This is a genomic window from Streptomyces griseorubiginosus, assembly GCF_036345115.1.
GTDB classification, from domain to species: domain Bacteria; phylum Actinomycetota; class Actinomycetes; order Streptomycetales; family Streptomycetaceae; genus Streptomyces; species Streptomyces griseorubiginosus_C.
In genome coordinates this window covers 4,084,067-4,107,466 of the sequence record NZ_CP107766.1, presented here as the reverse complement: position 1 = coordinate 4,107,466, position 23,400 = coordinate 4,084,067, and the positions used below count along the sequence as shown (strand labels likewise).

The 23,400-nt window shown below is 70.7% G+C and carries 23 protein-coding genes; 14 read left to right on the top strand and 9 right to left on the bottom strand.

What is annotated here, in order from left to right; genetic code table 11:
- Positions 1-5 precede the first annotated feature (5 nt).
- The 7 genes from nadC (at position 6) to OHN19_RS18410 (ending at position 4,603) form a co-directional block, all read left to right on the top strand.
- Positions 6-989, top strand: a complete 984-nt coding sequence (nadC, locus tag OHN19_RS18440) for a carboxylating nicotinate-nucleotide diphosphorylase (protein WP_330265230.1) — start codon at positions 6-8, stop codon at positions 987-989.
- A 5-nt stretch (positions 990-994) separates the two neighbouring features.
- On the top strand, positions 995-1,792 hold the full coding sequence (locus OHN19_RS18435; RefSeq protein WP_330265229.1) for a type III pantothenate kinase: 798 nt from the start codon (positions 995-997) through the stop codon (positions 1,790-1,792).
- A gap of 214 nt (positions 1,793-2,006) precedes the next feature.
- The gene (locus OHN19_RS18430) at positions 2,007-2,699 is read left to right on the top strand and encodes a hypothetical protein (protein WP_330269646.1); all 693 of its coding nucleotides are present in this window, start codon (positions 2,007-2,009) and stop codon (positions 2,697-2,699) included.
- Positions 2,700-2,780: 81 nt separating this feature from the next.
- Entirely contained in the window at positions 2,781-2,945 is a 165-nt protein-coding gene (locus tag OHN19_RS18425; protein ID WP_330265228.1) for a hypothetical protein, read from the top strand.
- Positions 2,946-3,094: 149 nt separating this feature from the next.
- On the top strand, positions 3,095-3,487 hold the full coding sequence (locus tag OHN19_RS18420) for a BlaI/MecI/CopY family transcriptional regulator (protein WP_123762293.1): 393 nt from the start codon (positions 3,095-3,097) through the stop codon (positions 3,485-3,487).
- A gap of 9 nt (positions 3,488-3,496) precedes the next feature.
- Positions 3,497-4,045, top strand: a complete 549-nt coding sequence (locus tag OHN19_RS18415; protein ID WP_020122548.1) for an amino-acid N-acetyltransferase — start codon at positions 3,497-3,499, stop codon at positions 4,043-4,045.
- Positions 4,046-4,267: 222 nt separating this feature from the next.
- Positions 4,268-4,603, top strand: a complete 336-nt coding sequence (locus OHN19_RS18410) for a histone-like nucleoid-structuring protein Lsr2 (protein WP_037717519.1) — start codon at positions 4,268-4,270, stop codon at positions 4,601-4,603.
- Positions 4,604-4,638: 35 nt separating this feature from the next.
- On the opposite strand, the gene OHN19_RS18405 is transcribed toward OHN19_RS18410, so the two are convergent.
- Complete coding sequence (locus OHN19_RS18405; protein WP_330265227.1) at positions 4,639-5,520, bottom strand: SCO3374 family protein; 882 nt, start codon at positions 5,518-5,520, stop codon at positions 4,639-4,641.
- Between the two features lie 432 nt (positions 5,521-5,952).
- Between OHN19_RS18405 and OHN19_RS18400 the strand changes: the two genes are divergently transcribed.
- Positions 5,953-8,478, top strand: coding sequence for an ATP-dependent Clp protease ATP-binding subunit (locus OHN19_RS18400; protein WP_053851123.1), 2,526 nt, complete (start codon positions 5,953-5,955; stop codon positions 8,476-8,478).
- Between the two features lie 67 nt (positions 8,479-8,545).
- On the opposite strand, the gene OHN19_RS18395 is transcribed toward OHN19_RS18400, so the two are convergent.
- Complete coding sequence (locus OHN19_RS18395) at positions 8,546-11,578, bottom strand: NACHT domain-containing protein (RefSeq protein WP_330265226.1); 3,033 nt, start codon at positions 11,576-11,578, stop codon at positions 8,546-8,548.
- Positions 11,579-11,634: 56 nt separating this feature from the next.
- Complete coding sequence (locus tag OHN19_RS18390) at positions 11,635-12,282, bottom strand: HAD family acid phosphatase (protein ID WP_330265225.1); 648 nt, start codon at positions 12,280-12,282, stop codon at positions 11,635-11,637.
- A 332-nt stretch (positions 12,283-12,614) separates the two neighbouring features.
- Here OHN19_RS18390 and OHN19_RS18385 point away from each other — a divergent pair, with 332 nt between their 5' ends.
- A complete protein-coding gene (locus OHN19_RS18385; RefSeq protein WP_330265224.1) occupies positions 12,615-13,160 on the top strand; it encodes a M23 family metallopeptidase in 546 nt (181 codons plus the stop codon).
- A 200-nt stretch (positions 13,161-13,360) separates the two neighbouring features.
- On the opposite strand, the gene OHN19_RS18380 is transcribed toward OHN19_RS18385, so the two are convergent.
- On the bottom strand, positions 13,361-13,957 hold the full coding sequence (locus OHN19_RS18380; protein ID WP_330265223.1) for a TetR/AcrR family transcriptional regulator: 597 nt from the start codon (positions 13,955-13,957) through the stop codon (positions 13,361-13,363).
- A gap of 144 nt (positions 13,958-14,101) precedes the next feature.
- Here OHN19_RS18380 and OHN19_RS18375 point away from each other — a divergent pair, with 144 nt between their 5' ends.
- The 4 genes from OHN19_RS18375 (at position 14,102) to OHN19_RS18360 (ending at position 17,615) form a co-directional block, all read left to right on the top strand.
- A complete protein-coding gene (locus OHN19_RS18375) occupies positions 14,102-15,667 on the top strand; it encodes an MDR family MFS transporter (RefSeq protein WP_330265222.1) in 1,566 nt (521 codons plus the stop codon).
- Between the two features lie 195 nt (positions 15,668-15,862).
- Entirely contained in the window at positions 15,863-16,348 is a 486-nt protein-coding gene (locus OHN19_RS18370) for a helix-turn-helix transcriptional regulator (RefSeq protein ID WP_330265221.1), read from the top strand.
- Positions 16,345-16,779 carry a VOC family protein gene (locus OHN19_RS18365; protein WP_330265220.1) on the top strand — a complete coding sequence of 145 codons (435 nt, stop codon included), beginning with the start codon at positions 16,345-16,347 and terminating at the stop codon, positions 16,777-16,779. The genes OHN19_RS18370 and OHN19_RS18365 overlap by 4 nt, the downstream gene beginning before the upstream one ends.
- Positions 16,770-17,615 carry a class I SAM-dependent methyltransferase gene (locus OHN19_RS18360; protein ID WP_330269645.1) on the top strand — a complete coding sequence of 282 codons (846 nt, stop codon included), beginning with the start codon at positions 16,770-16,772 and terminating at the stop codon, positions 17,613-17,615. The genes OHN19_RS18365 and OHN19_RS18360 overlap by 10 nt, the downstream gene beginning before the upstream one ends.
- A gap of 40 nt (positions 17,616-17,655) precedes the next feature.
- On the opposite strand, the gene cseC is transcribed toward OHN19_RS18360, so the two are convergent.
- From cseC to OHN19_RS18335, 5 genes are all read right to left on the bottom strand, one after another.
- The gene (gene cseC, locus OHN19_RS18355) at positions 17,656-18,990 is read right to left on the bottom strand and encodes a two-component system sensor histidine kinase CseC (protein WP_330265219.1); all 1,335 of its coding nucleotides are present in this window, start codon (positions 18,988-18,990) and stop codon (positions 17,656-17,658) included.
- Between the two features lie 15 nt (positions 18,991-19,005).
- Positions 19,006-19,710 carry a two-component system response regulator CseB gene (gene cseB, locus OHN19_RS18350; RefSeq protein WP_330265218.1) on the bottom strand — a complete coding sequence of 235 codons (705 nt, stop codon included), beginning with the start codon at positions 19,708-19,710 and terminating at the stop codon, positions 19,006-19,008.
- Positions 19,711-19,792: 82 nt separating this feature from the next.
- Positions 19,793-20,470, bottom strand: a complete 678-nt coding sequence (locus OHN19_RS18345) for a hypothetical protein (protein ID WP_330265217.1) — start codon at positions 20,468-20,470, stop codon at positions 19,793-19,795.
- Positions 20,455-20,997, bottom strand: a complete 543-nt coding sequence (locus OHN19_RS18340; protein ID WP_123762307.1) for a SigE family RNA polymerase sigma factor — start codon at positions 20,995-20,997, stop codon at positions 20,455-20,457. Before OHN19_RS18340 ends, OHN19_RS18345 begins: the two co-directional genes overlap by 16 nt.
- A gap of 221 nt (positions 20,998-21,218) precedes the next feature.
- Positions 21,219-22,166, bottom strand: coding sequence for an A/G-specific adenine glycosylase (locus OHN19_RS18335; protein WP_330265216.1), 948 nt, complete (start codon positions 22,164-22,166; stop codon positions 21,219-21,221).
- 347 nt (positions 22,167-22,513) lie between these two features.
- On the opposite strand from OHN19_RS18335, the gene OHN19_RS18330 reads away from it, so the two are divergent.
- Positions 22,514-23,371: a hypothetical protein gene (locus OHN19_RS18330; protein ID WP_330265215.1), complete on the top strand. Its 858-nt coding sequence runs from the start codon at positions 22,514-22,516 to the stop codon at positions 23,369-23,371.
- The last annotated feature ends 29 nt before the right edge of the window (positions 23,372-23,400 follow it).

The window sequence follows — 23,400 nt, the reverse complement described above, 5'->3', positions numbered from 1 at the left end:
CACCAGTGAGCACCGACGACCTTCCCCTCGCCTCCTCCGGCGGCTGCGGCGACGGCTGTGCCTGCGGCGCCGACGGCGTCGGCGACGAGGAGTACCTGGAGTGCGGGCTCGACCCCGCGCTCGCGCAGCTCCTGGCCGACGCCGGGCTCGACCCCGTCGAGGTCGAGGACATCGCCAATGTGGCCATCCAGGAGGACCTCGACCACGGCGTGGACGTGACGACCGTCGCGACCATCCCCGAGGACGCCGTCGCCACCGCCGACTTCGTCGCCCGCGAGGCGGGCGTCGTGGCCGGCCTCCGGGTCGCCGAGGCGGTCGTCTCGGTGGTCTGCGAGGACGAGTTCGAGGTCGAGCGGCACGTCGAGGACGGCGACCGCGTCGAGGCCGGGCAGAAGCTGCTGTCGGTCACCACGCGCACGCGTGACCTGCTCACCGCCGAGCGCAGCGCGCTGAACCTGCTGTGCCGCCTCTCCGGCATCGCGACCGCCACACGCGCGTGGGCGGACGCGCTGGACGGCACCAAGGCACGCGTGCGCGACACCCGCAAGACCACTCCGGGGCTCAGGTCCCTGGAGAAGTTCGCGGTGCGCTGCGGCGGCGGCGTCAACCACCGCATGTCGCTCTCCGACGCGGCCCTGGTCAAGGACAACCACGTGGTCGCCGCCGGTGGCGTCGCGCAGGCCTTCAAGGCCGTACGGGAGACCTTCCCGGACGTGCCGATCGAGGTCGAGGTCGATACCCTGCACCAGCTGCGGGAGGTCGTGGACGCGGGCGCCGACCTGATCCTGCTGGACAACTTCACCCCCGGAGAGTGCGAGGAGGCGGTCGCGCTCGTGCACGGACGGGCCGCGCTGGAGGCCTCCGGCCGGCTGACGCTGGACAACGCGCGCGCGTACGCCGACACCGGCGTCGACTACCTCGCCGTCGGCGCGCTCACCCACTCCTCGCCGATCCTCGACATCGGCCTCGACCTGCGCGAGGCGGAGTAGCCGTCATGCTCCTCACCATCGACGTGGGCAACACGCACACCGTCCTCGGCCTGTTCGACGGGGAGGACATCGTCGAGCACTGGCGGATCTCCACGGACGCGCGCCGGACCGCCGACGAGCTGGCCGTCCTGCTCCAGGGCCTCATGGGCATGCACCCGCTCCTCGGGGACGAACTGGGCGACGGCATCGACGGGATCGCGATCTGCGCGACCGTGCCGTCGGTGCTGCACGAGCTGCGCGAGGTGACGCGCCGCTACTACGGCGACGTGCCGGCCGTACTGGTCGAGCCCGGGGTGAAGACGGGGGTGCCGGTCCTCACCGACAACCCCAAGGAGGTCGGCGCCGACCGGATCATCAACGCGGTGGCCGCCGTCGAGCTGTTCGGCGGACCGGCCATCGTCGTGGACTTCGGTACGGCCACCACCTTCGACGCGGTGTCCGCGCGCGGGGAGTACGTCGGCGGGGTCATCGCGCCCGGCATCGAGATCTCCGTGGAGGCGCTCGGGGTCCGCGGTGCGCAGCTGCGGAAGATCGAGGTGGCCCGGCCGCGGAGCGTGATCGGGAAGAACACCGTCGAGGCGATGCAGTCCGGGATCGTGTACGGGTTCGCCGGGCAGGTCGACGGAGTCGTGAGCCGGATGGCCCGGGAGCTAGCGGACGATCCCGAAGAGGTGACGGTGATCGCGACGGGCGGGCTGGCGCCGATGGTGCTGGGCGAGTCCTCGGTGATCGACGAGCACGAGCCGTGGCTGACGCTGGTCGGGCTGCGGCTGGTGTACGAGCGCAACGTCTCGCGGATGTGAGCGGTGGGGCGGGGCGTGCGGCCGGCATGGGGGCGCCTGGCCTTGAGGTGGACCGGCATGGGGGTGGACCGGCATCGAGGCGGTGGCCCGGCATCGAGGGCGGTGGCCCGGCATTGGGGTGGCCCGGTCGCGCCACACCCGCCCGCTATGTCGAATTTGTCTGATTAGCGCGTACTGTCGCCGCATGCCCACGCCATACGGATCCCGCGGCGGCATGGCGTTCGGCGCGGAGGAGCTGCGTGTGCTCCGCCGCGCGCTCGCCCTCGCCCTTCACCCCGCCCCCGCCTCGGCCGAGGACATCAAGGACTGCCACCGCCTCGCCGAGGCCCTCGACGAGGCGGTGCGCGAGGGTGCCCGGCTGCGCGCCTTCCTGGTGGCCGACCTCGGCCGGTACCGCGCCGCGCTGCCCGGCACCGCGGCCGGCTATCTCACGCTCCTGGAGGAGGCGCTGGGCGCCGGCTACCGCCCCGGGCCCGACGATCTCGCCGCGCTCCGGGCGCTGCGCGGCAACCCGGTCGCCGCGGCGCTGCTGAGCCGCTGCCAGGTGCTGGCCGAACGGGACGTACGAGCCCGCCTCGCGGGCGCCACGGCCGCCCGGCGCGCCCCGGCGGCCCCCGTGGTCCCGGCCTCCCGTACGCGCCTCCTGGCGCTGCCCGGAGGCCTTTCCGCAGGCCTTTCCGGCGCTCCCTCCGGGTTCGTCCGGGGCGGGCCGGCGGAGCAGGACGCCAAGGAGCCGCGACGCGAGCCCGGGAAGCAGCCGGACAAGCCCCCGGTGAAGCCGGCCGAGAAACCCGCCCCCGCGGCCCCGAAGCCCTCCCGCCCCGTCCCCACCCCGGGCGAGGTCTTCCCCCGCCGCAAACCGACCCCGCCTCCGGCGAACCCGCCGCAGCAGCTGGCCGCGGGCTGAGCCTCGGGGCGGGGTGCGTGCGGAGCCGTTTCCGGCGGACCCCGCCCGAGTTGTCCAACTGTCCGTGGCTACTCTGGACGCATGGACTATGTCGCCGCGCTCGTGCCCCCGGTCGTCATGGCCGTGTTCTTCGTCTTCCTGATCCGGGTGATCGTGAAGACCCAGGGCGGGGCCAACAAGGCCAAGGAGGACGCGGCCGTCGACGCCGCTCTCGCGCGCGCGGAGGCGACCAAGCAGGCCGACTGACCGACGGCGCCCCCATCGGCGTACGACTCTCCGAGCCACCGTGCTTTCGGAGTCGTACGCCCTTTTTGTTGCCGTTTGACGTCGAAAGAGCACGTCCGTCACGCCGAAAGCCGGATCTCCCACTATTGTGCTGAGCTGTGCCTCGCCCATTGGGAGAACTCGAAGACGCGGTCATGACGCGGGTGTGGAAGTGGAACCGCCCGGTCACCGTTCGGGAAGTCCTGGAAGACCTTCAGCAGGAACGGTCCATCGCCTACACCACCGTGATGACCGTTTTGGACAATCTCCATCAGAAGGGCTGGGTGCGCCGTGAGGCGGAAGGCCGGGCCTATCGATATGAGGCGGTCTCCACACGGGCCGCCTACGCCGCCGCACTGATGAACGACGCCTGGTCCCAGAGCGACAACCCCGCCGCCGCTCTCGTCGCCTTCTTCGGCATGATGAGCGAGGAACAGCGACAGGCACTCCAGGACGCCGTACGGATCGTCGGGGGACCGACCGTGGAGAACCCCGACTCGGCAACGCGGGACGGCGGGCGATAGCGTCCGCTCATGTCCGCGAAGAGTCCCTCCGCCGAGAACCCCGAAGTCACCGCAAAAGCCATCACCGTCCGCCGGGCCCGCACCAGCGATGTCGCCGGCATCCGTCGACTCCTTGACTCCTACGTCCGCGACCGCATCCTGCTCGACAAAGCGACCGTGACGCTTTACGAGGACATCCAGGAGTTCTGGGTCGCCGAGCGCGACGACAACGCCGAGCTGGTCGGCTTCGGTGCCCTGCACGTGATGTGGGAAGACCTCGCGGAAGTGCGCACTCTCGCGGTGAAGCCGGGCCTGAAGGGCGCCGGGGTCGGGCATCAGTTGCTGGAGAAGTTGTTGCAGACGGCCCGCTGGCTCGGCGTTCGTCGCGTTTTCTGTCTCACCTTCGAAGTGGACTTCTTCGGCAAGCACGGCTTCGTCGAGATCGGTGAGACACCCGTTGACACCGATGTCTACGCGGAGCTACTGCGTTCCTATGACGAAGGCGTGGCGGAGTTCCTCGGTCTCGAACGAGTGAAACCCAACACCTTGGGCAACAGTCGGATGCTTCTGCATCTGTGATCGCCAAGGATTCCGGCGATCGGCCCTGCCCAGGTTCCCTATGTCCGAAACGCGCATGTTTCCGGACGGGGAGGTGCCTGTCGGTCTCTCCCAGGGGTTTGTGTTTTCTCAGCAAAAGCGGTTTGCTTTCCGACGTACTGCAGTACTGCATATAACAGGGGACGGCGAAACGGCGGACGCCGCAGACCCCCGGCCCTCAAGTATTGGATGAAAGGAAATCCGGTGGCACAGAAGGTTCAGGTCCTTCTTGTCGACGACATCGACGGCGGCGAGGCGGACGAGACCGTCACGTTCGCGTTGGACGGCAAGACGTACGAGATCGATCTCACGACCGCCAATGCGGACAAGCTCCGTGGCCTTCTCGACCCCTACGTGAAGGGTGGTCGTCGTACCGGAGGCCGTGCTTCGGGTGGGCGTGGAAAGGCGCGAGCCGCTTCCGGTGGCAGCCAGGACACCGCTCAGATCCGTGCCTGGGCAAAGGAGAACGGTTACGAGGTCAATGACCGCGGCCGTGTTCCGGCGAGCATTCGCGAGGCTTACGAGAAGGCCAACGCCTGATCGAAAGGTCTGCGAAGGCCGGGGCCTGCGAAGGCTTACGGCCGCGCGCGCAGCCGCAGCTGGTGGCACTGCGTCGCCACCGTGTCCACGACGCGTACGAGATCGGGGGCGCTTCCCGCGCGCCCCAGCGCCGACATCGTCGGCAGCGAGGCCTCGACCTCGCACCCCGGCTCGGGGGGCCGCAGCCATACGGCGGCCCCCTGCAGGGCGCCCGGGCGGCCCAGGACGAGAGGCCGCACCCCGGCGCCGGTGGCCCCACCGGGAAGCCCCGCAGCCGTGACCCAACCCGGCCCGGCCCCTGCCGACCGCTCTTCGGCCCCGCCGGGCCTCCCCATCGGCAACCGTCCGCCGGATCCGCCCGGCCTCGACGTCGGTGACCGCTCGCCGGAATCGTCCTGACCCGGTGCCCGGTCCCGCCGCGCGTCCGTAGGGATGCGGGGGTCCGGTCGGTGGTCGTCCCGGGTCGTCTCCGCCCAGCCGTCATGCCCTCCGCCGAGCCCGGCCGGGGTCGTCTCCGGTGGGGGTGGTGCCTCCATGGAGTCGTCCGGGCCCAGTGCGTGCAGGTCGAGGGGGAGGGTGCCCCAGTCCAGCCACTCCAGGATTCCGGGCAGTTCGTCCGCGCTGCCCGCCGCGACCAGCAGCAGCATCCGGTCGCCCCGTACGGCCACCGGGGAGCCGGCCGTCAGATGGCGCAGGGCCGCGTGACCCGCGACGGCCGGGATGTCCAGCACATCGAAACGCAGGCCCACCCTCAGCCGTACAAGAGAACCCGGGGAATCCCCGGGCACCGTCGGCCAGCCCAGTTCGTTCTCGTACCAGCGGCGTACCGGATCGTCGTCGGAGGCGGTCGCGTCGGGCGGCCGTCGGGGAAGTGGGACCGTGGTGAGGTCCGAGGTGAGCGGGAGGTGGCCGACCATGCCAAGTGCAACCGTCTCGAAGGCCCCCGAGTTACGCTGGGTGCATCTGCGTGTGCGCAGAGTGTCCGCTTTGGGGGCGTGCGGGGGTGCGGGACGGCGTGAGGTTGTTCGCCCATAGCGGAGGGACGGGGGGCGTGCGGCATGGAGTGTCAGTCCGAGCGGGTAAGACATCCCTAGTGGGAGGGGGCGACACGCAGGAAAGGCCGTCTCACGTTCGCCATCGGCGTACTGGCGACTGGGGTAACTGCCTGGCCTGCGGGAACATCGTCTCGCACCATCGGGTTGGAGCAGATGTCGGCGTTAGCGGGGTCAGGAGGCCATCGACGGTGTCGGCAGTTGGAATGAGCGGTCCCCGCTTGCGGGACTAAGCTGCGGAAGGACAGGGAGGGGAAGTTCCCCCCACTGCCTGACCGCTCTGAGGAGCGATTAACGATGTTCGAGAGGTTCACCGACCGCGCGCGGCGGGTTGTCGTCCTGGCTCAGGAAGAAGCCCGGATGCTCAACCACAACTACATCGGCACCGAGCACATCCTCCTGGGCCTGATCCACGAGGGTGAGGGTGTCGCCGCCAAGGCCCTTGAGAGCCTCGGGATTTCGCTCGAGGCGGTCCGCCAGCAGGTGGAGGAGATCATCGGCCAGGGCCAGCAGGCCCCGTCCGGGCACATCCCCTTCACCCCCCGTGCCAAGAAGGTCCTGGAGCTGTCGCTCCGCGAGGCCCTTCAGCTGGGCCACAACTACATCGGCACGGAGCACATCCTGCTCGGCCTGATCCGCGAGGGCGAGGGCGTCGCCGCCCAGGTCCTCGTCAAGCTGGGCGCTGATCTCAACCGGGTGCGGCAGCAGGTCATCCAGCTGCTCTCCGGCTACCAGGGCAAGGAGACCGCCACAGCCGGCGGGCCTGCCGAGGGCACCCCCTCGACGTCCCTGGTCCTCGACCAGTTCGGCCGGAACCTCACCCAGGCCGCTCGTGAGTCCAAGCTCGACCCGGTCATCGGGCGCGAGAAGGAGATCGAGCGGGTCATGCAGGTGCTGTCCCGCCGTACCAAGAACAACCCGGTCCTGATCGGTGAGCCCGGCGTCGGCAAGACCGCCGTCGTCGAGGGCCTCGCCCAGGCCATCGTCAAGGGCGAGGTGCCCGAGACCCTCAAGGACAAGCACCTCTACACCCTGGACCTCGGCGCGCTGGTCGCCGGCTCCCGCTACCGCGGTGACTTCGAGGAGCGCCTGAAGAAGGTCCTCAAGGAGATCCGCACCCGCGGCGACATCATCCTGTTCATCGACGAGCTGCACACGCTGGTCGGTGCGGGTGCCGCCGAGGGCGCCATCGACGCCGCTTCGATCCTGAAGCCGATGCTGGCCCGTGGTGAGCTCCAGACCATCGGTGCCACCACGCTGGACGAGTACCGCAAGCACCTGGAGAAGGACGCGGCCCTCGAGCGCCGCTTCCAGCCCATCCAGGTCGCCGAGCCCTCGCTCCCGCACACGATCGAGATCCTCAAGGGTCTCCGTGACCGGTACGAGGCCCACCACCGGGTCTCCATCACCGACGAGGCCCTCGTCCAGGCCGCGACCCTGGCCGACCGGTACATCTCGGACCGCTTCCTGCCGGACAAGGCGATCGACCTGATCGACGAGGCCGGTTCCCGGATGCGCATCCGCCGGATGACCGCGCCGCCGGACCTCCGCGAGTTCGACGAGAAGATCGCCGGTGTCCGCCGGGACAAGGAGTCCGCGATCGACTCGCAGGACTTCGAGAAGGCCGCCTCTCTCCGCGACAAGGAGAAGCAGCTCCTGGCCGCCAAGGCCAAGCGCGAGAAGGAGTGGAAGGCCGGCGACATGGACGTCGTCGCCGAGGTCGACGGCGAGCTGATCGCCGAGGTCCTCGCGACCGCCACCGGCATCCCGGTCTTCAAGCTGACCGAGGAGGAGTCCTCGCGTCTGCTGCGCATGGAGGACGAGCTCCACAAGCGGGTCATCGGCCAGGTCGACGCCGTCAAGGCGCTGTCGAAGGCGATCCGTCGTACGCGTGCGGGGCTCAAGGACCCGAAGCGTCCCGGTGGTTCGTTCATCTTCGCCGGCCCGTCCGGTGTCGGTAAGACCGAGCTGTCCAAGGCGCTCGCCGAGTTCCTCTTCGGTGACGAGGACGCGCTGATCTCCCTCGACATGTCGGAGTTCAGCGAGAAGCACACGGTCTCGCGGCTCTTCGGTTCGCCCCCCGGCTACGTGGGCTACGAAGAGGGCGGCCAGCTGACCGAGAAGGTGCGGCGCAAGCCGTTCTCGGTGGTCCTCTTCGACGAGGTCGAGAAGGCCCACCCGGACATCTTCAACTCGCTGCTGCAGATCCTGGAGGACGGTCGCCTGACCGACTCCCAGGGCCGGGTCGTGGACTTCAAGAACACGGTCATCATCATGACGACCAACCTCGGCACCCGGGACATCTCCAAGGGCTTCAACCTGGGCTTCGCGGCCTCGGGCGACAAGAAGACCAACTACGAGCGCATGAAGAACAAGGTCTCGGACGAGCTCAAGCAGCACTTCCGGCCCGAGTTCCTCAACCGTGTCGACGACGTGGTCGTCTTCCCGCAGCTGACCCAGGACGACATCCTCAAGATCGTCGACCTGATGGTGGGCAAGGTCGACGAGCGCCTGAAGGACCGGGACATGGGCATCGAGCTCTCCCAGTCCGCCAAGGAGCTGCTGTCCAAGAAGGGTTACGACCCCGTCCTGGGCGCGCGGCCGCTGCGTCGCACGATCCAGCGCGAGGTCGAGGACACGCTCTCGGAGAAGATCCTCTTCGGCGAGCTGCGTCCCGGTCACATCGTGGTCGTGGACACGGAGGGCGAGGGCGAGACCCAGACCTTCACCTTCCGCGGCGAGGAGAAGTCGGCGCTGCCCGACGTCCCGCCGATCGAGCAGGCGGCCGGCGGTGCCGGTCCGAACCTGAGCAAGGAGGCGTAGCCCTTCGGGGAGACGTCGAGTGAGGGGCCGGTGCCTTCGGGTACCGGCCCCTTTCGCATGGCTGCGGCTATCGCTGGAGCAGTCTGACGTCCGTGCCCGGGAATCGGTCGGAGAAGCGGGACAGCGGGAAGTCGTGGCCCGGCATGTTCTGGAGCGCCACCGAGTGCAGTGCCGGCAGGCGGAGAGCCAGCGCCGAGAGGTCCTCGGTGCCGAGGAGCCCCGTGACGCGCAGCACCTTGACGGCCGGCAGTTCCGGCATGTGGTCGATGGAGCGCGGGAGTTCGCGCAGGAGCCGTGCGTGCAGATGGAGTTGCTTGAGCCGGGGCAGTGCGGCCACCGCCTGCCAGTCGGCAGCCGTCAGCTCCGTCGTCAGCGGCCCGAGGCTGAGGTCCACGAGCTCGGTCCAGTGCTCCAGACCGCGCAGCCCGGTCTGATTGGTGGCGTGCCGGCCGAGGAAGAGGTAGGTCAGGTGCGCGTCCACGGGCAGGACCTCGGTGAGGCTGCGGCCCGGGAGCTCCTGTTCCAGGGTGAGCCGTCGCAGTGAGCGCAGGGACGCGAGGCCGGTGAGGTCGGCGATCTGGCCGCAGATCAGCTCCGTGAGCGGGAGGTCGGCGAGCCGGTCCAGGCCCCGCGCCTGCGTGCACCGGGCCAGGAGCAGATTGCGCAGCGAGCCGAAGGGCAGCAGGGCGCCCAGATCGGTGAGACCGGAGTTGTCGCGCAGGTCGAGCAGGGTCACCTCCTCCGGGGCCCGGACCGCGGCAAGGATCTCCTCGACCGGGTGCTCGCCCTTGAAGGCCAGCCCGCTCCAGGGCTGCATCCCGGGCAGCGCCGCCCGCTGCTCGGCCGACTCGCAGGTGAGGTAGAGGCCGTGGCGGGCCACATGGTCCAGCACCTCCGACGCATACCGCGCGGTGTCGAAACGGCTCCAGGTCCCCGCCAGTTGTCGGCGCACCTCCAGGTCGCCGTGCTCACGGAAGCGCCGCAGCACCCCCAGGGCGCCCTCGGGTTCCTCCGTGCCCAGCACCGAGGCGGTGATCGTGACGCCCAGCGCCTGCCTGTTCGACAGCCCTTCCGGTCCCGGAAGCAGCTCCAGCACCAGGGGCCCCGCCTCCGCCAGCGCCCTCGCGTCCTCCTTCGAGGCCGGTGGGATCAGGGCTGCCGCCCGCTGCTCCACCTCCGTCCGCACCGCCGCGTCCAGCGCCGGCGCGTGCTCCAGGCAGGCCAGTGCCAGCAGCGTCAGCCGGGGGACGTCCCTGGCGAGCAGTTGCCGTAGCAGAGAGGCCCGTTCGCGGGGCCGGGCGTGGGCCACGGCCATCCTGATCACGTCCTCCCACTGGGTGTCGTCCGCGCGGCCGACGAGGACGTCCAGGTGGCCCTCCTCGACCGCGTAACGCGCGCCCAGGTAGTCCTGGAAGGTGCGGTGCACGAAGTCCACGACTCCGTCGGCGGGTTGGCGGAGCAGGCCGCTGCGCAGGAGCAGGTCGCCGAGGACGGCGGGGGCCGGGCCGGTCAGGCCGATCGCGGGGAGGCAGCGGTCCACGATCGCCTCGGCCGTCTCCAGCTCCATCTCGGTACGGCCGCTCAGCACCAGCGCGTAGGCCAGGCGCTGGAGCAGCTCCAGCTGGGTCTCCTCGGCCAGGTCCAGCTCCAGGCCCCGCTCCCGGTCGCGGCGCGCCAGCAGCATGGTGAGGGCGGCGTCGTACAACTCCTTGCGGCCCGTGGGGAGATACCCCCGCCGCTCGCGGTGCAGGGCGCAGATCAGGCCGCACATCAGGGGGTTGGTGGCCAGGCGGGCCAGGTCGCGTTTGGTGCGCAGGGAGTCCAGCAGCGGGGCCTCGTACTCGGGGGCCTCGGCCGCGGTGTGCCAGCGGTGGACGAAGGTCGCCACGTCCGGGCGGCGCATCGGGGCCAGGGTGAGCTCGCCGAAGCCCTCGGCGGCCAGCCAGTCGGGGCGGACGGCGGTGGGCCGGGAGGTCAGGAGCCAGCGGTTGCCGGGGAAGGCGCGGATGAGGGACAGGAGCCAGTCGCGGGTGCGGTGGCGGTCGGCGGCGGGGATCTCGTCCAGGCCGTCCACGAGGATCAGGCCGCGGCCCGCCGTCAGGACGCGTTCCGTCCAGCCCTCCGGCGGGGTCAGGGGGCAGCTCACGGCGGTCAGGAAGTCGGCGGGGGCGGGGAGGGCCCCCGCGCGGATCAGGGTGCGCAGGGGGAGGACGTACGGCACTCCGCTGCCGTCCCTGGCCGCGGTGACCGCCAGCCACTGCACCAGGGTGGTCTTGCCGGAGCCCGCGTCGCCGCGCAGCAGGACCCGGTCGTGGGCCAGCAGGGCTTCCTCGGCCGGGAGTTGGACGGTCAGTGCGCCTCCGGGGTCCTCCTGAGCGAGGGGGCTCTCCTCCGCCGTGGTCGCCTCCAGGCTGAGGTAGGCCACTTCGAGGGGCCAGCGGTCGGGGGAGTCGCGCAGGTCGATGCCGTAGATGGTGATGTGGTTGTGGCGGTCGGCGACGTACGGCAGATAGCGGCGCTCGAAGCCGCGGTCCTCGGTGCCGGGGCGGGGGCTGCGGGCGATCAACTCGTCGACCTTGGCGATGAGTTCCGCCTGGCTGCGGGTCTGTTCCACGAGGGTGCGGGCGACAAAGGTGGACCGGCGGGTGAAGAACTCCAGGATCTGGAGGCAGGCCCATTCCGTCGCGGAGTCGAGGAAGTGGCAGGCGTCGGTGGAGAGTCCGTCGGGCGGCGGGGCCCGGTGGTGCAGCTTCTCGGCCAGTTGGCGGTGGCCGAGGCGGACGGCCTGGACGTCGTCCATGTCCAGGTCGCCGAGGGCGAGGAGGCGGCGGGCGAGGGCGTCGGCGACGGCGGTCTGCTCCCTGCCGCGGAACGGCGGTTCGCCGGGGGAGTCGACCGCCTGCCGGACCAGGTGTTCGGCGAGCCGGTGGACGTCCTTCTCGCCCAGCGTGCGCTTCTCGCCCCGGAAGGAGACCAGGGCGGAGAGGCGGACCGGTTTGTCGACCAGGCCGGCGCCGGGGCCGTCCGGGCGGAAGAGCCTCTTGATGAGCTGGCTGACCAGCCCGGACGCCAGCTTGCTGCCGAGTACCGCGGGCTCCATCCGCCACCCCCGTTGTGTGCCTGTGAGCGGACGGAGCCTAACCGGGCATCCTGAGGTCAGGACAACTGGCCGTCGTAGTCAGGGAGTTTGAAGGTCTTCTCGGCGTGGCCGCCCGACAGGTCGGTGGCGCTGTTGCCGATGTTCGCGATGATCGTGTAGCCCTTGTTCTCGATGTCGACGCGCTTGGCCGTCTTGTAGGTGGCGACGTCCTTGAAGAGGTCGATGAAGTTGCGGACGTAGAGGCCGCTGACCTGGTAGCCGACCTGCTTGAGGTTGTAGTCGGTCGCCGAGGCGATGATGTCGGGGCGGGCGGTCACGAAGAACAGGGAAACGCCGTGTTCCTGGGCGTACTTGGCGACGTTCAGGACGGGCTGGTTGGCCGGCGAGGGGTAGCTGAAGCCGAAGTCCGTCTCGAGCGTGGTGTTGTCGATGTCGAAGACGATCGCCTGCTTCTCGCCGGGCTTGGTAGCGGCGATACGGGTCTTCAGATACGGCAGGGCCTGGTCCATCACGGCCTGGCAGTCGGCCTGCCAGGTGGCGTAGTCGACGTCCGCGGCGGCGGCCGTGGCGGTGGTCGAGGCGGAGGTGCTCTGACTCGTGGAAGCGGTCGTCGCGGCCTCGGCGGGCACGGCGAGGGCGACCAGGGCGGTCGCGGAGACGGCGCTGACAGCTGCGTGGCGCGCCCAAAGGCGTCTGCTGCTCATTCTCGTGGGGGTCCTCTCACGTCCGTATGCCGTTGTCTGGTGCATGTTCGGGGTCGAGGGTGGCGCGAGGGGAACCGTAGGGTTACTGGGGGGTAAGTAGCCAGAGATGCGCGTCACATTGAGGGGTGTTTAAAACGGCGCCGGCGGTGACATGACGCACAGGCGATTTGTCCGTTACTAGGGGGATTAGTGGAGAGCGATGCGGTTGGGAGACGTATCTGTCGGTAATGTCGCGACTTGTTACTACGAATCGTCGTAGATAGCTGGTTTTGGGGTGCGCGGGCCTCCGGGTTACCAATGCCTTTCCGTTTCCCCGACCCCCCGAGGTTCTGATGTTCCAGCGCGTCTCCCACCGCTCTTCCCGTACGTCCCTGCTCCGTGCCCGGGTTGCCGTCCTGGCCGCCTCCGTCGGCGCCACGGCCGTGCTCGGAGCCGGAGTCGCCTCGGCCGCGTCCCACCCCTCCTGGGTCGACCCGGTGAAGAAGTACAAGCTCAGCGCGAGCTATGCGCAGGCCGGCGCCATGTGGCAGTCCACCCACAGCGGGCAGGACTTCGCGGTGCCGAGCGGGACGAAGGTCGTCGCCGCGCACGGCGGGACCGTCGTCAAGGCGGGTCCGGGCGGCGCCGGTGACGGGTCCGCCTACGGCAACGCCATCGTGATCAAGCACGGCAACCGGACGTACTCGCAGTACGCCCACCTCTCGCGGATCAACGTCAAGGTCGGCCAGGTCGTGAAGACCGGTCAGCGCATCGCCCTGTCCGGCAACACCGGCAACTCCAGTGGCCCGCACCTGCACTTCGAGATCCGCACGACCGCGAACTACGGCTCGGCGATAGACCCGGTCAAGTTCCTGCGGGCCAAGGGCGTCAAGGTCTGAGGGACGGGGCTCAATTGGGGCGCCGGGCGCAAGTGAGCTTGCGCCGGGGGCAAGCGGGGCTCGGTGGAGCCGGGCTGATGAGGCCCCGCGTCCAGACCGCCCCCGCTGCCCCGCGTCCAGACCGCCCCCGCTGCCCCGCGTCCGCCCCGCGGCTGGTCGGGTCCGCTCCCCGCGTCCGCCCCGCCTCCTCCGCCCCGCGGCTACTCGCCCCTGCTGCCCCGGTGGGCCTGGGTGATCAGGTCCGTGGCCACCTCCAGGACCGCCTTGCGCTTGGCGTCCGGGTCGCCGTCGAGGTCGTGGAGGAGGAACATCCCGGCGTGCAGGGTGAAGATCGCGCTGACCGAACGGACCTGGTCGACCAGGTCCGCGTCCGGGTCGACGATGGTCTCGCGCAGCCCCTGCATACGCTCCTTGAAGGTCTCCCCGACGCGCAGTTCACGGACCGCCGCCTGGTTCTCCTGCATGAACCGGAACAGCGGCGTCGCCCCGGCCAGGGTGTCGCTGTAGCGCCGGAGGATCTCCTGCTTGGTCTCCAGCGTGTGGGGCTGCTGCCGCCCCCACTCGATCAGGTCGAGGATCGGCTGCGTCAGGTCGTCGAAGATGCTGACGAGGATCTCTTCCTTGGTCTTGAAGTGGTAGTAGAGCGCCGCCTTGGTGACGTCCAGGCGCTCGGCGATCTCCCGTAGGGACGTCTTCTCGTAGCCCTGCTCCGCGAAGAGTTCGAGGGCCACGTCCTGGATGCGCTGACGTGTGTTACCGCGGCGCTGCTGCTTGGTGCCGTCCATGGTGCCGCCCATCCTCGTGCTCCCCGGCTTTCCATAAAACTTACTTGACGCCCGGCTAGTTACGCGTCTACCTTCCCCAGTGTAGACAACTAGCCGGGCGGCAAGTAAGTGCCCCGGCGGGGGAAGTGCCGCAGCACCTTCAGGGGAGTGGGAACGATGGCGGACACACAGACGGTCGAGACGGAACCGGACAAGCCACAGCGCAGCGTCCGGGTCGTACTGCTCGCCCTGATGATCACCATGATGCTCGCGATGCTCGACAACATGATCGTGGGCACCGCGATGCCGACGATCGTGGGCGAGCTCGGCGGGCTCGAGCACCTGTCCTGGGTGGTGACGGCCTACACCCTCGCGACGGCCGCCGCGACCCCGATCTGGGGCAAGCTCGGTGACATGTACGGCCGCAAGGCCACCTTCATGACCTCGATCGTGATCTTCCTGATCGGCTCCGCGCTCAGCGGCATGGCCCAGGACATGGGTCAGCTCATCGGGTTCCGGGCCGTGCAGGGTCTCGGCGCCGGCGGTCTGATGGTCGGTGTCATGGCGATCATCGGTGACCTGATCCCGCCCCGGGAGCGGGGCAAGTACCAGGGCATGATGGCCGGCGTCATGGCGCTGGCGATGATCGGCGGCCCGCTGGTCGGCGGCACCATCACCGACAACTGGGGCTGGCGCTGGTCCTTCTACATCAACCTGCCGCTCGGCGTGGTGTCCCTCGGGCTCATCAGTGCCGTGCTGCACCTGCCGAAGAAGCGGGCCAAGGCGGGCATCGACTACCTCGGCGTGGTCCTGCTGACCGTCGGCATCACCTCCATCGTGCTCGTCACCACCTGGGGCGGTACCGAGTACGCCTGGACCTCCGCGCGGATCATGGAGCTGATCGGCATCGGCGTCGCCGCGCTCATCGGGTTCGTGTTCTGGCAGACCAAGGCGGCCGAGCCGATCGTGCCGCTGCACATCTTCCGCAGCCGCAACTTCACGCTGATGTCCCTCATCGGCTTCATCACCGGCTTCGTGATGTTCGGCGCGACCCTCTTCCTGCCGCTGTACCAGCAGTCGGTGCAGGGTGCCTCCGCGACCAACTCCGGGCTGCTGCTCCTGCCGATGCTCGGCGCGATGCTGGTGACCTCGATGGTCGCGGGCCGGGTCACCACCAACACCGGGCGGTACTACGTCTTCCCGGTCGTCGGCGGTGTCCTCATGGTCATCGGGCTGTACCTGCTGTCCACGATGGACACCGGGACCTCGCGGTTCACCTCCGGTGTGTTCATGGCCGTCGTCGGGTTCGGCATGGGCTGCCTGATGCAGATCACCATGCTGGTCGCGCAGAACAGCGTGGAGATGAAGGACATGGGCGTCGCGTCCTCCTCCACCACTCTGTTCCGTACGCTCGGCTCCTCCTTCGGTGTCGCCATCATGGGCGCGCTGTTCAACAACCGCGTCCAGGACGTCATGTCCGAGCGGGCCGGGGCGCTGGGCTCCAAGGTGACCGAGCAGTCCGCGCAGCTCGACGCGGCGAGCCTGGCGAAGCTGCCGGCGGCGGCGCGGGAGGCGTACCAGTACGCGGTCTCGGCCGGCACCCACTCGGCGTTCCTGCTCGGCTCGGTCGTGGCCGTGGTCGCGCTGGTGGCGGCGGTGTTCGTCAAGGAGGTCCCGCTGAAGGGCGCGGGCCCGCAGAAGTCACCCGAGGACGCGGCACCGGCCCCGCTGGTCGAGGTCTGACCGGCGCGGTCCGACCCTCATGAACCGAAGGCCCCCGGCTGGTGTCCGCCCCGGGGGCCTTCGCCATGCACAGGAGCGGCGGGGGCCTTCGCCATGCCCGGGCGCCCGGGGGCCTTCGCCATGCCCGAGGCTCGGCCGTGGCCGCCCCTTCGTCTCCCGCCGCCGATGTCAGTCCCCCGTGCCACCATCGGACCCATGGACAGGACCCGCCAGTTGCGGCTCGCCAAGGACGCCATGGATCGCGACTGGGCCGATCCCGGGCTCGATCTGGACGCCGTCGCCGCGCACGCCGGGTACTCGCGGTACCACTTCCTCCGCGCCTTCAAGGAGTCGTACGGCGAGACACCCGGGCAGTACCTCACGCACCGCCGGATCGAGCGGGCCGAGGAGATGCTGCGAGGGGCCGACCTGAGCGTCACCGAGATCTGCCACCTGGTCGGCTTCAGCAGCCTCGGCACCTTCTCCGCCCGCTTCAAGACCCGCACCGGGCTCACCCCGAGCGAGTACCGCACCCGGCACGTGGGCCGCGGAGCCGCCCTCATCCCGGGCTGCTACGCCATGCTCTGGGCCGGCGGATTCCCGACCGCGCGTTCCGCAACATCGGAGAAGCGCCCCGGCCGCCCCGCTGCCTACGGTGAGGAACAGGACAGCGGAAGCGGACCGGAGGGAACAGAGTCATGATCCTGGGGCTGGGCATCACCACCGTGTGGACCTTCGACCAGCAGCGCACCAAGGCCTTCTTCACCGAGAAACTGGGCTTCGAGGTGCGCAGCGAGATCTCCATGGGCGACATGAAGTGGGTCACCGTCGGGGCGAAGGGCCAGGAGGGCGTCGAGCTCGCCCTGATGCACCTGGACGGACCGGGCCTTGACCCCGAGTCCTCGGAGGCGCTGAAGAAGCTGGTCGGCAAGGGCGTGATGGGCGCGGGAGCGTTCCGCACCGACGACTGCCGCGCCGACTACGAGACGTTCCGCGCGCGCGGGGTCGAGTTCATCCAGGAGCCGCAGGAGCGGCCGTACGGCATCGAGGCGATCTTCCGCGACGACAACGGCAACTGGTTCTCGCTGACCCAGCGCCGCGAGGAGCTGGACTTCTCGAAGGACTGGGCGTGACGCAGGACGCGGCCGACCACACGGCCGTACGGGTCGCCCTCTGGCGGGCCCTGCACGTCCGCGCGGATCCGCCGCCGCACGTGCTGGCGGACGAGATCGGGCTGCGGCTCGCCGACCCGGACGGGGACTGGCGCGACCGGCCCGACATGGACGTGGCGGCCACCCGCCGCACCCGGGCGTCGATCGTGGCCCGGACCCGGTTCGTGGAGGACCTGGTCCTGGAGCGGGGCGTGGAGCAGTACGTCGTCCTCGGCGCCGGACTCGACACCTTCGCGCAGCGCCGACCGGAGTTCGCCGAAGCCGCCGGGCTGCGGGTCTTCGAGGTCGACCGGCCCGGCCCGCAGGCCTGGAAGCGGCGGCGGCTGGAGGCGCTCGGGTTCGGCGTGCCCGAGTGGCTGCGGCTCGTGCCGGTCGATTTCGAGGCGGACTGGTGGGGGCGGCTGGCCGAGGCCGGGTTCGATCCCGGGCGGCCCGCGGTGGTGGCCTCCACGGGCGTCACCATGTACCTCACGCGGGAGGCGAACGCCGAGACCTTCCGCCTGGTCGCCGGGCTGACTCCGGGATCCGTGTTCGTCACGACCTTCATGCGGCCCATGGCGGACGTCGAACCGGAGCAGCGCCCGCGACTGGAGGCGGCGGTACGGGGAGCGCGGGCGGCCGGCACGCCGTTCCGCACCTTCTTCCGGCCGGCGGAGATCCTCGCCCTGGCCCGCGAGTCCGGCTTCCGCGAGGCCCGGCACGTGCCCGTGGAGGAACTGGACCGCCGGTACTTCGAGGGGCGCACGGACGGCGTACGACCGTCCAGGGGCGAGGAGTTGATGCTGGCCGGCACCTGAGGCCCCGGCGGGCGGCCGGAGGCCCAGCGGGAGTGCGGGGCTACGGCAGCAGCGGGTAACTCCCCGTCGCCGTCGGCGCGTGCTCCGGCAGCCAGAGCACCGCCACCGCGCCCTCCGAGGGGACGCCCTCCGGCGCCCCGGCCGGCCGGACGTTGCGGAACGTCAGCCGCGCGCCCAGCACCCGCGCCTGCCCCGCCGCGATGGTCAGCCCCAGCCCGTGGCCGTGCCCCGCCCGGTCCGCGCTGCCCGTGCGGAAGCGGCTCGGGCCGTCGGCGAGGAGGTCCTCGGGGAAGCCGGGCCCGTGGTCGCGGACCCGGATGACGCGGCCCTCGACGGTGACCTGGATCGGCGGCTTGCCGTGCCGGGCGGCGTTGGCGAGGAGGTTGAACAGGACGCGCTCCAGGCGGCGCGGGTCGGTGGTGACCTCCGACTCGTGCACCACCCGGACCTCGATCTCCGGGTCCTTCACCGCCACCCGGCGGGCGACGAACTCGCCGAGCAGGATGTCCTGGAGTTCGGCCCGCTCGGACGCGCCGTCCAGGCGGGCCACCTCCAGGACGTCCTCGACGAGGGTGCGCATGGCCTTCGCGCGGTCCAGGACCAGCTCGGTGGGCCGGCCCGGCGGCAGCAGTTCCGCCGCCGTGAGCAGCCCCGTCACCGGTGTCCGCAGCTCGTGCGCGATGTCCGCCGTGACCCGGCGCTCGGCCTCCAGCCGCTGCTGGAGCGCGTCCGCCATCGCGTCCACGGCGCTCGCGAGGTCGTCGGTCTCGTCCTGGACGACCCCGCCGATCGCGTCCCGGACCCGGACGTCCGTCTCGCCCTTGGCCATCTGGTTCGCGGCGGCCGCCGCCTTCCTGAGCCGCCGGGACAGCTGCCCGCCGATGAGCACGCCGAGCGCGCTGCCGCCGAGGACGACCGCGATGGAGCCGATCACCAGGGCCTGGTCGAGGTCGTTGAGGATGTCGGTACTGCGGTCGGTGAACCCGGTGTGCAGGGACAGCACATGCCCGCCCTTGACCGGGACGGCGGCCCAGATGTCAGGACCCCGGTCGGACCGGTCGGAGACGAAGGTCGCCCGGCGGCCCTCCTCGACCTTCCTGCGGAGCGGGGGCGGCAGACGGCGGTCGTCGACGGCGATGCTGGGGAAGTTGGGCTTGCCGGTCAGCTCGTAGTTGCGCTGGGCGATCTGGATCCGCTCGTCGGCCAGGTCGCGGGCGTTGTCCAGCATCGAGACGCGCGCCGCGTTGTGCACGACCAGGCTGAGCGCGACCGCCACCAGCGCGCCGACCAGCGCGATGGCCGCGCTGAGCTTCCATCTCAGCCCCGTCCGCATCACCACGCGGTCGCTCACCTGGTTCCGAAGGATCCCCCGCATACCCCGGGCCCCCGCTCAGGCCTTCAACTTGTAGCCGAAGCCGCGGACCGTCTCGATCCGGTCCTGGCCGATCTTGGTCCGCAGCCGCTGCACATGGACGTCGACGACCCGGGTGTCACCGCCCCAGCCGTAGTCCCACACCCGCTCCAGGAGCTTGTCGCGGGACAGTACCGTGCCCGGCGCGGAGGAGAACTCCAGGAGCAGCCGCATCTCGGTCGGGGTGAGCGCCACCGGCTGCCCGCCCTTGCGGACCTCCATGCCCTCGGTGTCGACCTCCAGCTCGCCGAAGGTCAGCAGGCCCCCGGCATCGGGGCCGGCGCTGTCCTCGCCCCGGTCGGTACCGCCCGCGTGCCCGAAGCGGCGCAGCACCGCGCGGATCCGGGCGACCAGGACGGCTCCGTCGAAGGGCTTGGTCACGTAGTCGTCGGCGCCCGCCTCGAGGCCCAGCACCACGTCGATCGAGTCGGCCCGCGCCGACAGCATGATCACCGGCACGGTGGACTCGTCGCGGATACGGCGGCACAGGCTGACCCCGTCGAGGCCCGGGACCATGACGTCCAGCAGGGCGATGTCGGGGCGGTCGGCCCGGAAGGCCTCCAGGCCGGACAGTCCGTCGGGCATGGCGGTGACCGCGAAGCCGTCCCGCTCCAGGGCGAGCTGGGTGGCCTCGCGGATGACGTCGTCGTCCTCGACGAACAGCACGTGGGTCTGGTCTGCCATCCGGGTGCTCTCACTCTTCGGTGTCGTTGCGGTCACTGGGGGATCGTTCCGGGCGGCCCGATCGGTTCGCCGTACGCGCGACTCAGCTGTCGGGCGCCGGTGCCGGGTCCGTGCCCACGACTCCGCTGTAGTCGCTGTGCGTCTTGTACACCGTGGTGAACTTCCCCGCGACCCAGCGGTAGGTGACCACGTTCTCGCCGGACGGGGCCGACACCGGGTCGCCCTTCTCGTACACCTGCTTGGTCACCACGAGGTCGCCGCGGTCGATCTCGGCGTAGACCGGGGGCTCCTCGGCCTGGAAGACATTCTGGTACGAACCGTCCTGCTCGCGGTATACGTACGAGCCCACGCCGACCAGATCCGCGCAGGTCACGACGTTGACGACGACGTCGTCGGCGGAGCCGCCGGTGAGGTCGCCGTAGGAGAGGTCGACCGGGTACTCGTCGGCGACGCAGGGCTTCAGATCGCGCTTGACCGCCTCGGAGACCTTCGGGTCCGACTTGAGGAGGGCGACCGCGGAGGTGCGGTCCAGACGCGGTGAGGACACGAGGGACGGCGCGGCCGGGGACCGGGCGCCGGTCCCCGCGACCGCGTGCGCCGGGCCCTCGTCACGGGTGCCGGTGCCGCCGGTGGCGCAGGCGGAGACGAAAAGGGCGAGGGCGGCGAGCACGGCCACCGCCGTACTTGCCGCCTGGAGAATCCCCCGGACCGGAGCCGGGTCCGATCCGGGGGGCCCGGGTTCGGTCAGGCCGCCGCGCAACGCTCCCGCTCCTCACGCTCCAGCGCGCGTGCGTCCAGGTCGCGGGCCTCCAGCTCCTCGCGGAGCCGGGCGAGCGCCCGGTGCAGCGTGCTCTTGACCGTTCCGACCGACATGCCGAGGGCCGCGGCCGTCTCCTCCGTGGACATCTGCTCCCAGTGTCGCAGCACCACGACACTGCGCTGCTTGGGAGCGAGCACCTTCATGACGTCCATCAGCAGGGCGCGGTCCGCGTGCTGCTCGGTGGAGTCGTCGACCGAGGCGTCCGGGAGCTGCTCGGTCGGCACCTCCTCCAGCTTGCGCGCCCGCCACCACTCCGTGCGGGTGTTGATCATCACCCGGCGCAGATAGGCGTCCGCGAGCCGCTTGTCCTCGATGGTCTCCCAGCGGCCGTACGTCCGTACGAGCGCCGTCTGCAGCAGGTCCTGCGCGTCGACCGGGTCCGGGACCAGGCGGCGTGCGCTGCGCAGCAGCGCGTCCTGCCGGGTGCGGACGTACTCCTCGAACTCGAGCACCTCGCCCTGCGCCATGTCGACCGCCTCCTGCTTTCCCCGTGTGTCCCTCGTGGTCCGCGCCCGGTTCCGCCGGGCACGCAGATGAAGCTACGGAGCTGTTGTCACGGCGTTGTGCGAAGCAGCGCGCGGCTGGCACTCGGCTGTCCGTCGGTTGTGTAACGGAAGCCGAAAAGGGGTAAACCGGCGCGGTTGTTTGCGCCGGTTCAGGGGGATTCGCCGGTTGGTCTTCCGTAGGACTACGTCAACGGCAGCCGATACAAACCACCTGTGAGGGGCTCGACGAGCCCGTCGGCGACCAGTCCGTCCAGCGCCCGCGCCCGCTGCACCGGCTCGTGCCACACCCGGTCGAGGGCCGCCTGCGGGACGGGCGCGTGGGCCTCCCGCAGCACGGCGAGCAGCTTGCCGCGGACCTGGCGGTCGGTACCGGCGTACGTCTGTCCGCGCCGCGGCGGCCCGTCGTGCCCGGGCTTGCCCGCGAGCCGCCAGGCGCACTGCGCGGCGATCGGGCAGCGCTGACAGCTCTCGTTCTTGGCTGTGCACACGAGCGCGCCGAGCTCCATGGACGCGGCGGCCCACCGGGCGGCGGTGCTCTCGTCCTGCGGCAGCAGCGCGCGGGCCAGCCTGCGCTCGGCGGCGGTGGTGGCGTTCGGCGGGTACTGCACGCCGGTCACCGCGCGGGCGAACACCCGCCGCACATTGGTGTCCAGCACCGCGTGCCGCTGCCCGTACGCGAAGGAGGCGACGGCCGCGGCCGTGTACTCGCCGATCCCGGGCAGCGCGAGCAGCTGCGCGTGGTCCGTCGGTACGTCACCGCCGTGCCGTTCCGTTATGGCGACCGCGGCGCCGTGCAGCCGCAGCGCCCGGCGCGGATAGCCGAGCCGTCCCCAGGCGCGCACGGCCTCACCGGGGGCCTCCTGGGCCAGGTCGGCGGGGCGGGGCCAGCGGGCCAGCCACTGCTCGTAGACGGGCAGCACCCGGCTCACCGGAGTCTGCTGCAGCATGAACTCGCTGACCATCACGCCCCAGGGGCCGGCCTCCGGGCGCCGCCAGGGCAGGTCCCGGGCGTGCTCGTCGAACCAGTCGATGACGGGGGCGTGCAGGTTCTCTCCGTGGGGGGTGCCGGCGGGAGGGGTGCCGGTGTCGTCGGCGGGGCGGCTGGGCGAGGGCTTCGTGGGCGCAGTCATGGCCTTCCGATCCTGCCATGCCGGAGCAGGCGGACGGGTGTTCTGCGGGGCCGGGTCGGACGAAACCGGCACCACCGGCAGCCGTGGCCAGAGGTGCAAGGGACACGATCGCGAACACGCCGTCCGTCCACGTCACGACGGCGGGCCGTCACCCGCGCGGGGGGACCTCGGCGGTCACGCACCGTAGGCAGGAGGTCCGTACGGTCACACTCCGCCGTCGAAACGTGTCACGCCTGGCTACTGGCGCCCCTGGAACGGCAGTTGCCGGAATGATGATCCGGAAAAGTTGTGGCGCCGGGCGGCGGGTGAGGGCGGCGAACCCACCGATCTCTCGTACAGTTTGCGCCGTGGGATCTCTGCGCAATCCGGTCGGGCCGCTTCCCTCCTCCATCTACTGGCGACGGAGGGCCGTCATGCTGTCCGTCCTCGCCGTGCTGGCGCTGCTGATCGCATGGATCGTCAGCTTCGGCGGCGGAGGCGACAAGAACGGCGCCGACGGGGGCAACGACAAGAATCCCTCCCCCTCGACGATCACCCCCGGACCGTCCGGCTCCGGGCCCGCGATCAGTCAAGCCCCGGGCGGCCGCGACGAGTCGACGACCGGCGGGGACACCTCCGGCGGCGCGGGTACGGGCGGCGGGGCAGGCGGCGGTGCCGGTGACGGCTCCGACGTGGGCGCCGGCGGTTCCGGCGGTGCGGGTGGCACCGGTATCGGCGGTTCCGGCGACGCGGGTGCTGCCGCAGGCGGCGCCGCGGGCGCCGGGGTGGGTCAGGGCGACACCCTCCCGGCCGGCTCCGCACTCCCCAACTGCACCGCGAGCGCCCTGAAGTTGACCGTCCGCAGCCAGCGCAACGCCTACGACCCCGGCCAGACGCCCACCCTGCTGCTCACCGCCACGAACTCTTCCGGCAGTGACTGCAAGGTCGATCTCGGCCCGAAGAACGCGGTGCTGACGATCACTCAGGCCGACTCGGACGACACGTACTGGTCGTCCGCCGACTGCCCCAGGACGGCGGGGAACCTCGTCTTCCGGGCGCCCGCGGGCAGCAGCATCACCTACACCGTGAAGTGGGACCGCAAGCCGAGCGCCGCCCAGTGCGCGACACCTCCAGCTGGTTCCGCGAGCGCGGGGACCTACCTGGTCGAGGTGAAGGCGCCCGGATATCCCACGGCTCAGGCCTCGTTCGTGCTGGAGAACGACTGAGACTCCCCGGGAATCCCGCGGGGAGTCTC

Bases quoted from the DNA above. Each gene is read 5' to 3' on its own strand.
- OHN19_RS18435 (WP_330265229.1), top strand. From the start codon at position 995: ATGCTCCTCACCATCGACGTGGGCAACACGCACACCGTCCTCGGCCTG.
- OHN19_RS18430 (WP_330269646.1), top strand. From the start codon at position 2,007: ATGGCGTTCGGCGCGGAGGAGCTGCGTGTGCTCCGCCGCGCGCTCGCC.
- OHN19_RS18425 (WP_330265228.1), top strand. From the start codon at position 2,781: ATGGACTATGTCGCCGCGCTCGTGCCCCCGGTCGTCATGGCCGTGTTC.
- OHN19_RS18415 (WP_020122548.1), top strand. From the start codon at position 3,497: ATGTCCGCGAAGAGTCCCTCCGCCGAGAACCCCGAAGTCACCGCAAAA.
- OHN19_RS18405 (WP_330265227.1), bottom strand. From the start codon at position 5,520: ATGGTCGGCCACCTCCCGCTCACCTCGGACCTCACCACGGTCCCACTT.
- OHN19_RS18400 (WP_053851123.1), top strand. From the start codon at position 5,953: ATGTTCGAGAGGTTCACCGACCGCGCGCGGCGGGTTGTCGTCCTGGCT.
- OHN19_RS18395 (WP_330265226.1), bottom strand. From the start codon at position 11,578: ATGGAGCCCGCGGTACTCGGCAGCAAGCTGGCGTCCGGGCTGGTCAGC.
- OHN19_RS18390 (WP_330265225.1), bottom strand. From the start codon at position 12,282: ATGAGCAGCAGACGCCTTTGGGCGCGCCACGCAGCTGTCAGCGCCGTC.
- OHN19_RS18385 (WP_330265224.1), top strand. From the start codon at position 12,615: ATGTTCCAGCGCGTCTCCCACCGCTCTTCCCGTACGTCCCTGCTCCGT.
- OHN19_RS18380 (WP_330265223.1), bottom strand. From the start codon at position 13,957: ATGGGCGGCACCATGGACGGCACCAAGCAGCAGCGCCGCGGTAACACA.
- OHN19_RS18375 (WP_330265222.1), top strand. From the start codon at position 14,102: ATGGCGGACACACAGACGGTCGAGACGGAACCGGACAAGCCACAGCGC.
- OHN19_RS18370 (WP_330265221.1), top strand. From the start codon at position 15,863: ATGGACAGGACCCGCCAGTTGCGGCTCGCCAAGGACGCCATGGATCGC.
- OHN19_RS18365 (WP_330265220.1), top strand. From the start codon at position 16,345: ATGATCCTGGGGCTGGGCATCACCACCGTGTGGACCTTCGACCAGCAG.
- cseC (WP_330265219.1), bottom strand. From the start codon at position 18,990: ATGCGGGGGATCCTTCGGAACCAGGTGAGCGACCGCGTGGTGATGCGG.
- cseB (WP_330265218.1), bottom strand. From the start codon at position 19,710: ATGGCAGACCAGACCCACGTGCTGTTCGTCGAGGACGACGACGTCATC.
- OHN19_RS18340 (WP_123762307.1), bottom strand. From the start codon at position 20,997: ATGGCGCAGGGCGAGGTGCTCGAGTTCGAGGAGTACGTCCGCACCCGG.
- OHN19_RS18335 (WP_330265216.1), bottom strand. From the start codon at position 22,166: ATGACTGCGCCCACGAAGCCCTCGCCCAGCCGCCCCGCCGACGACACC.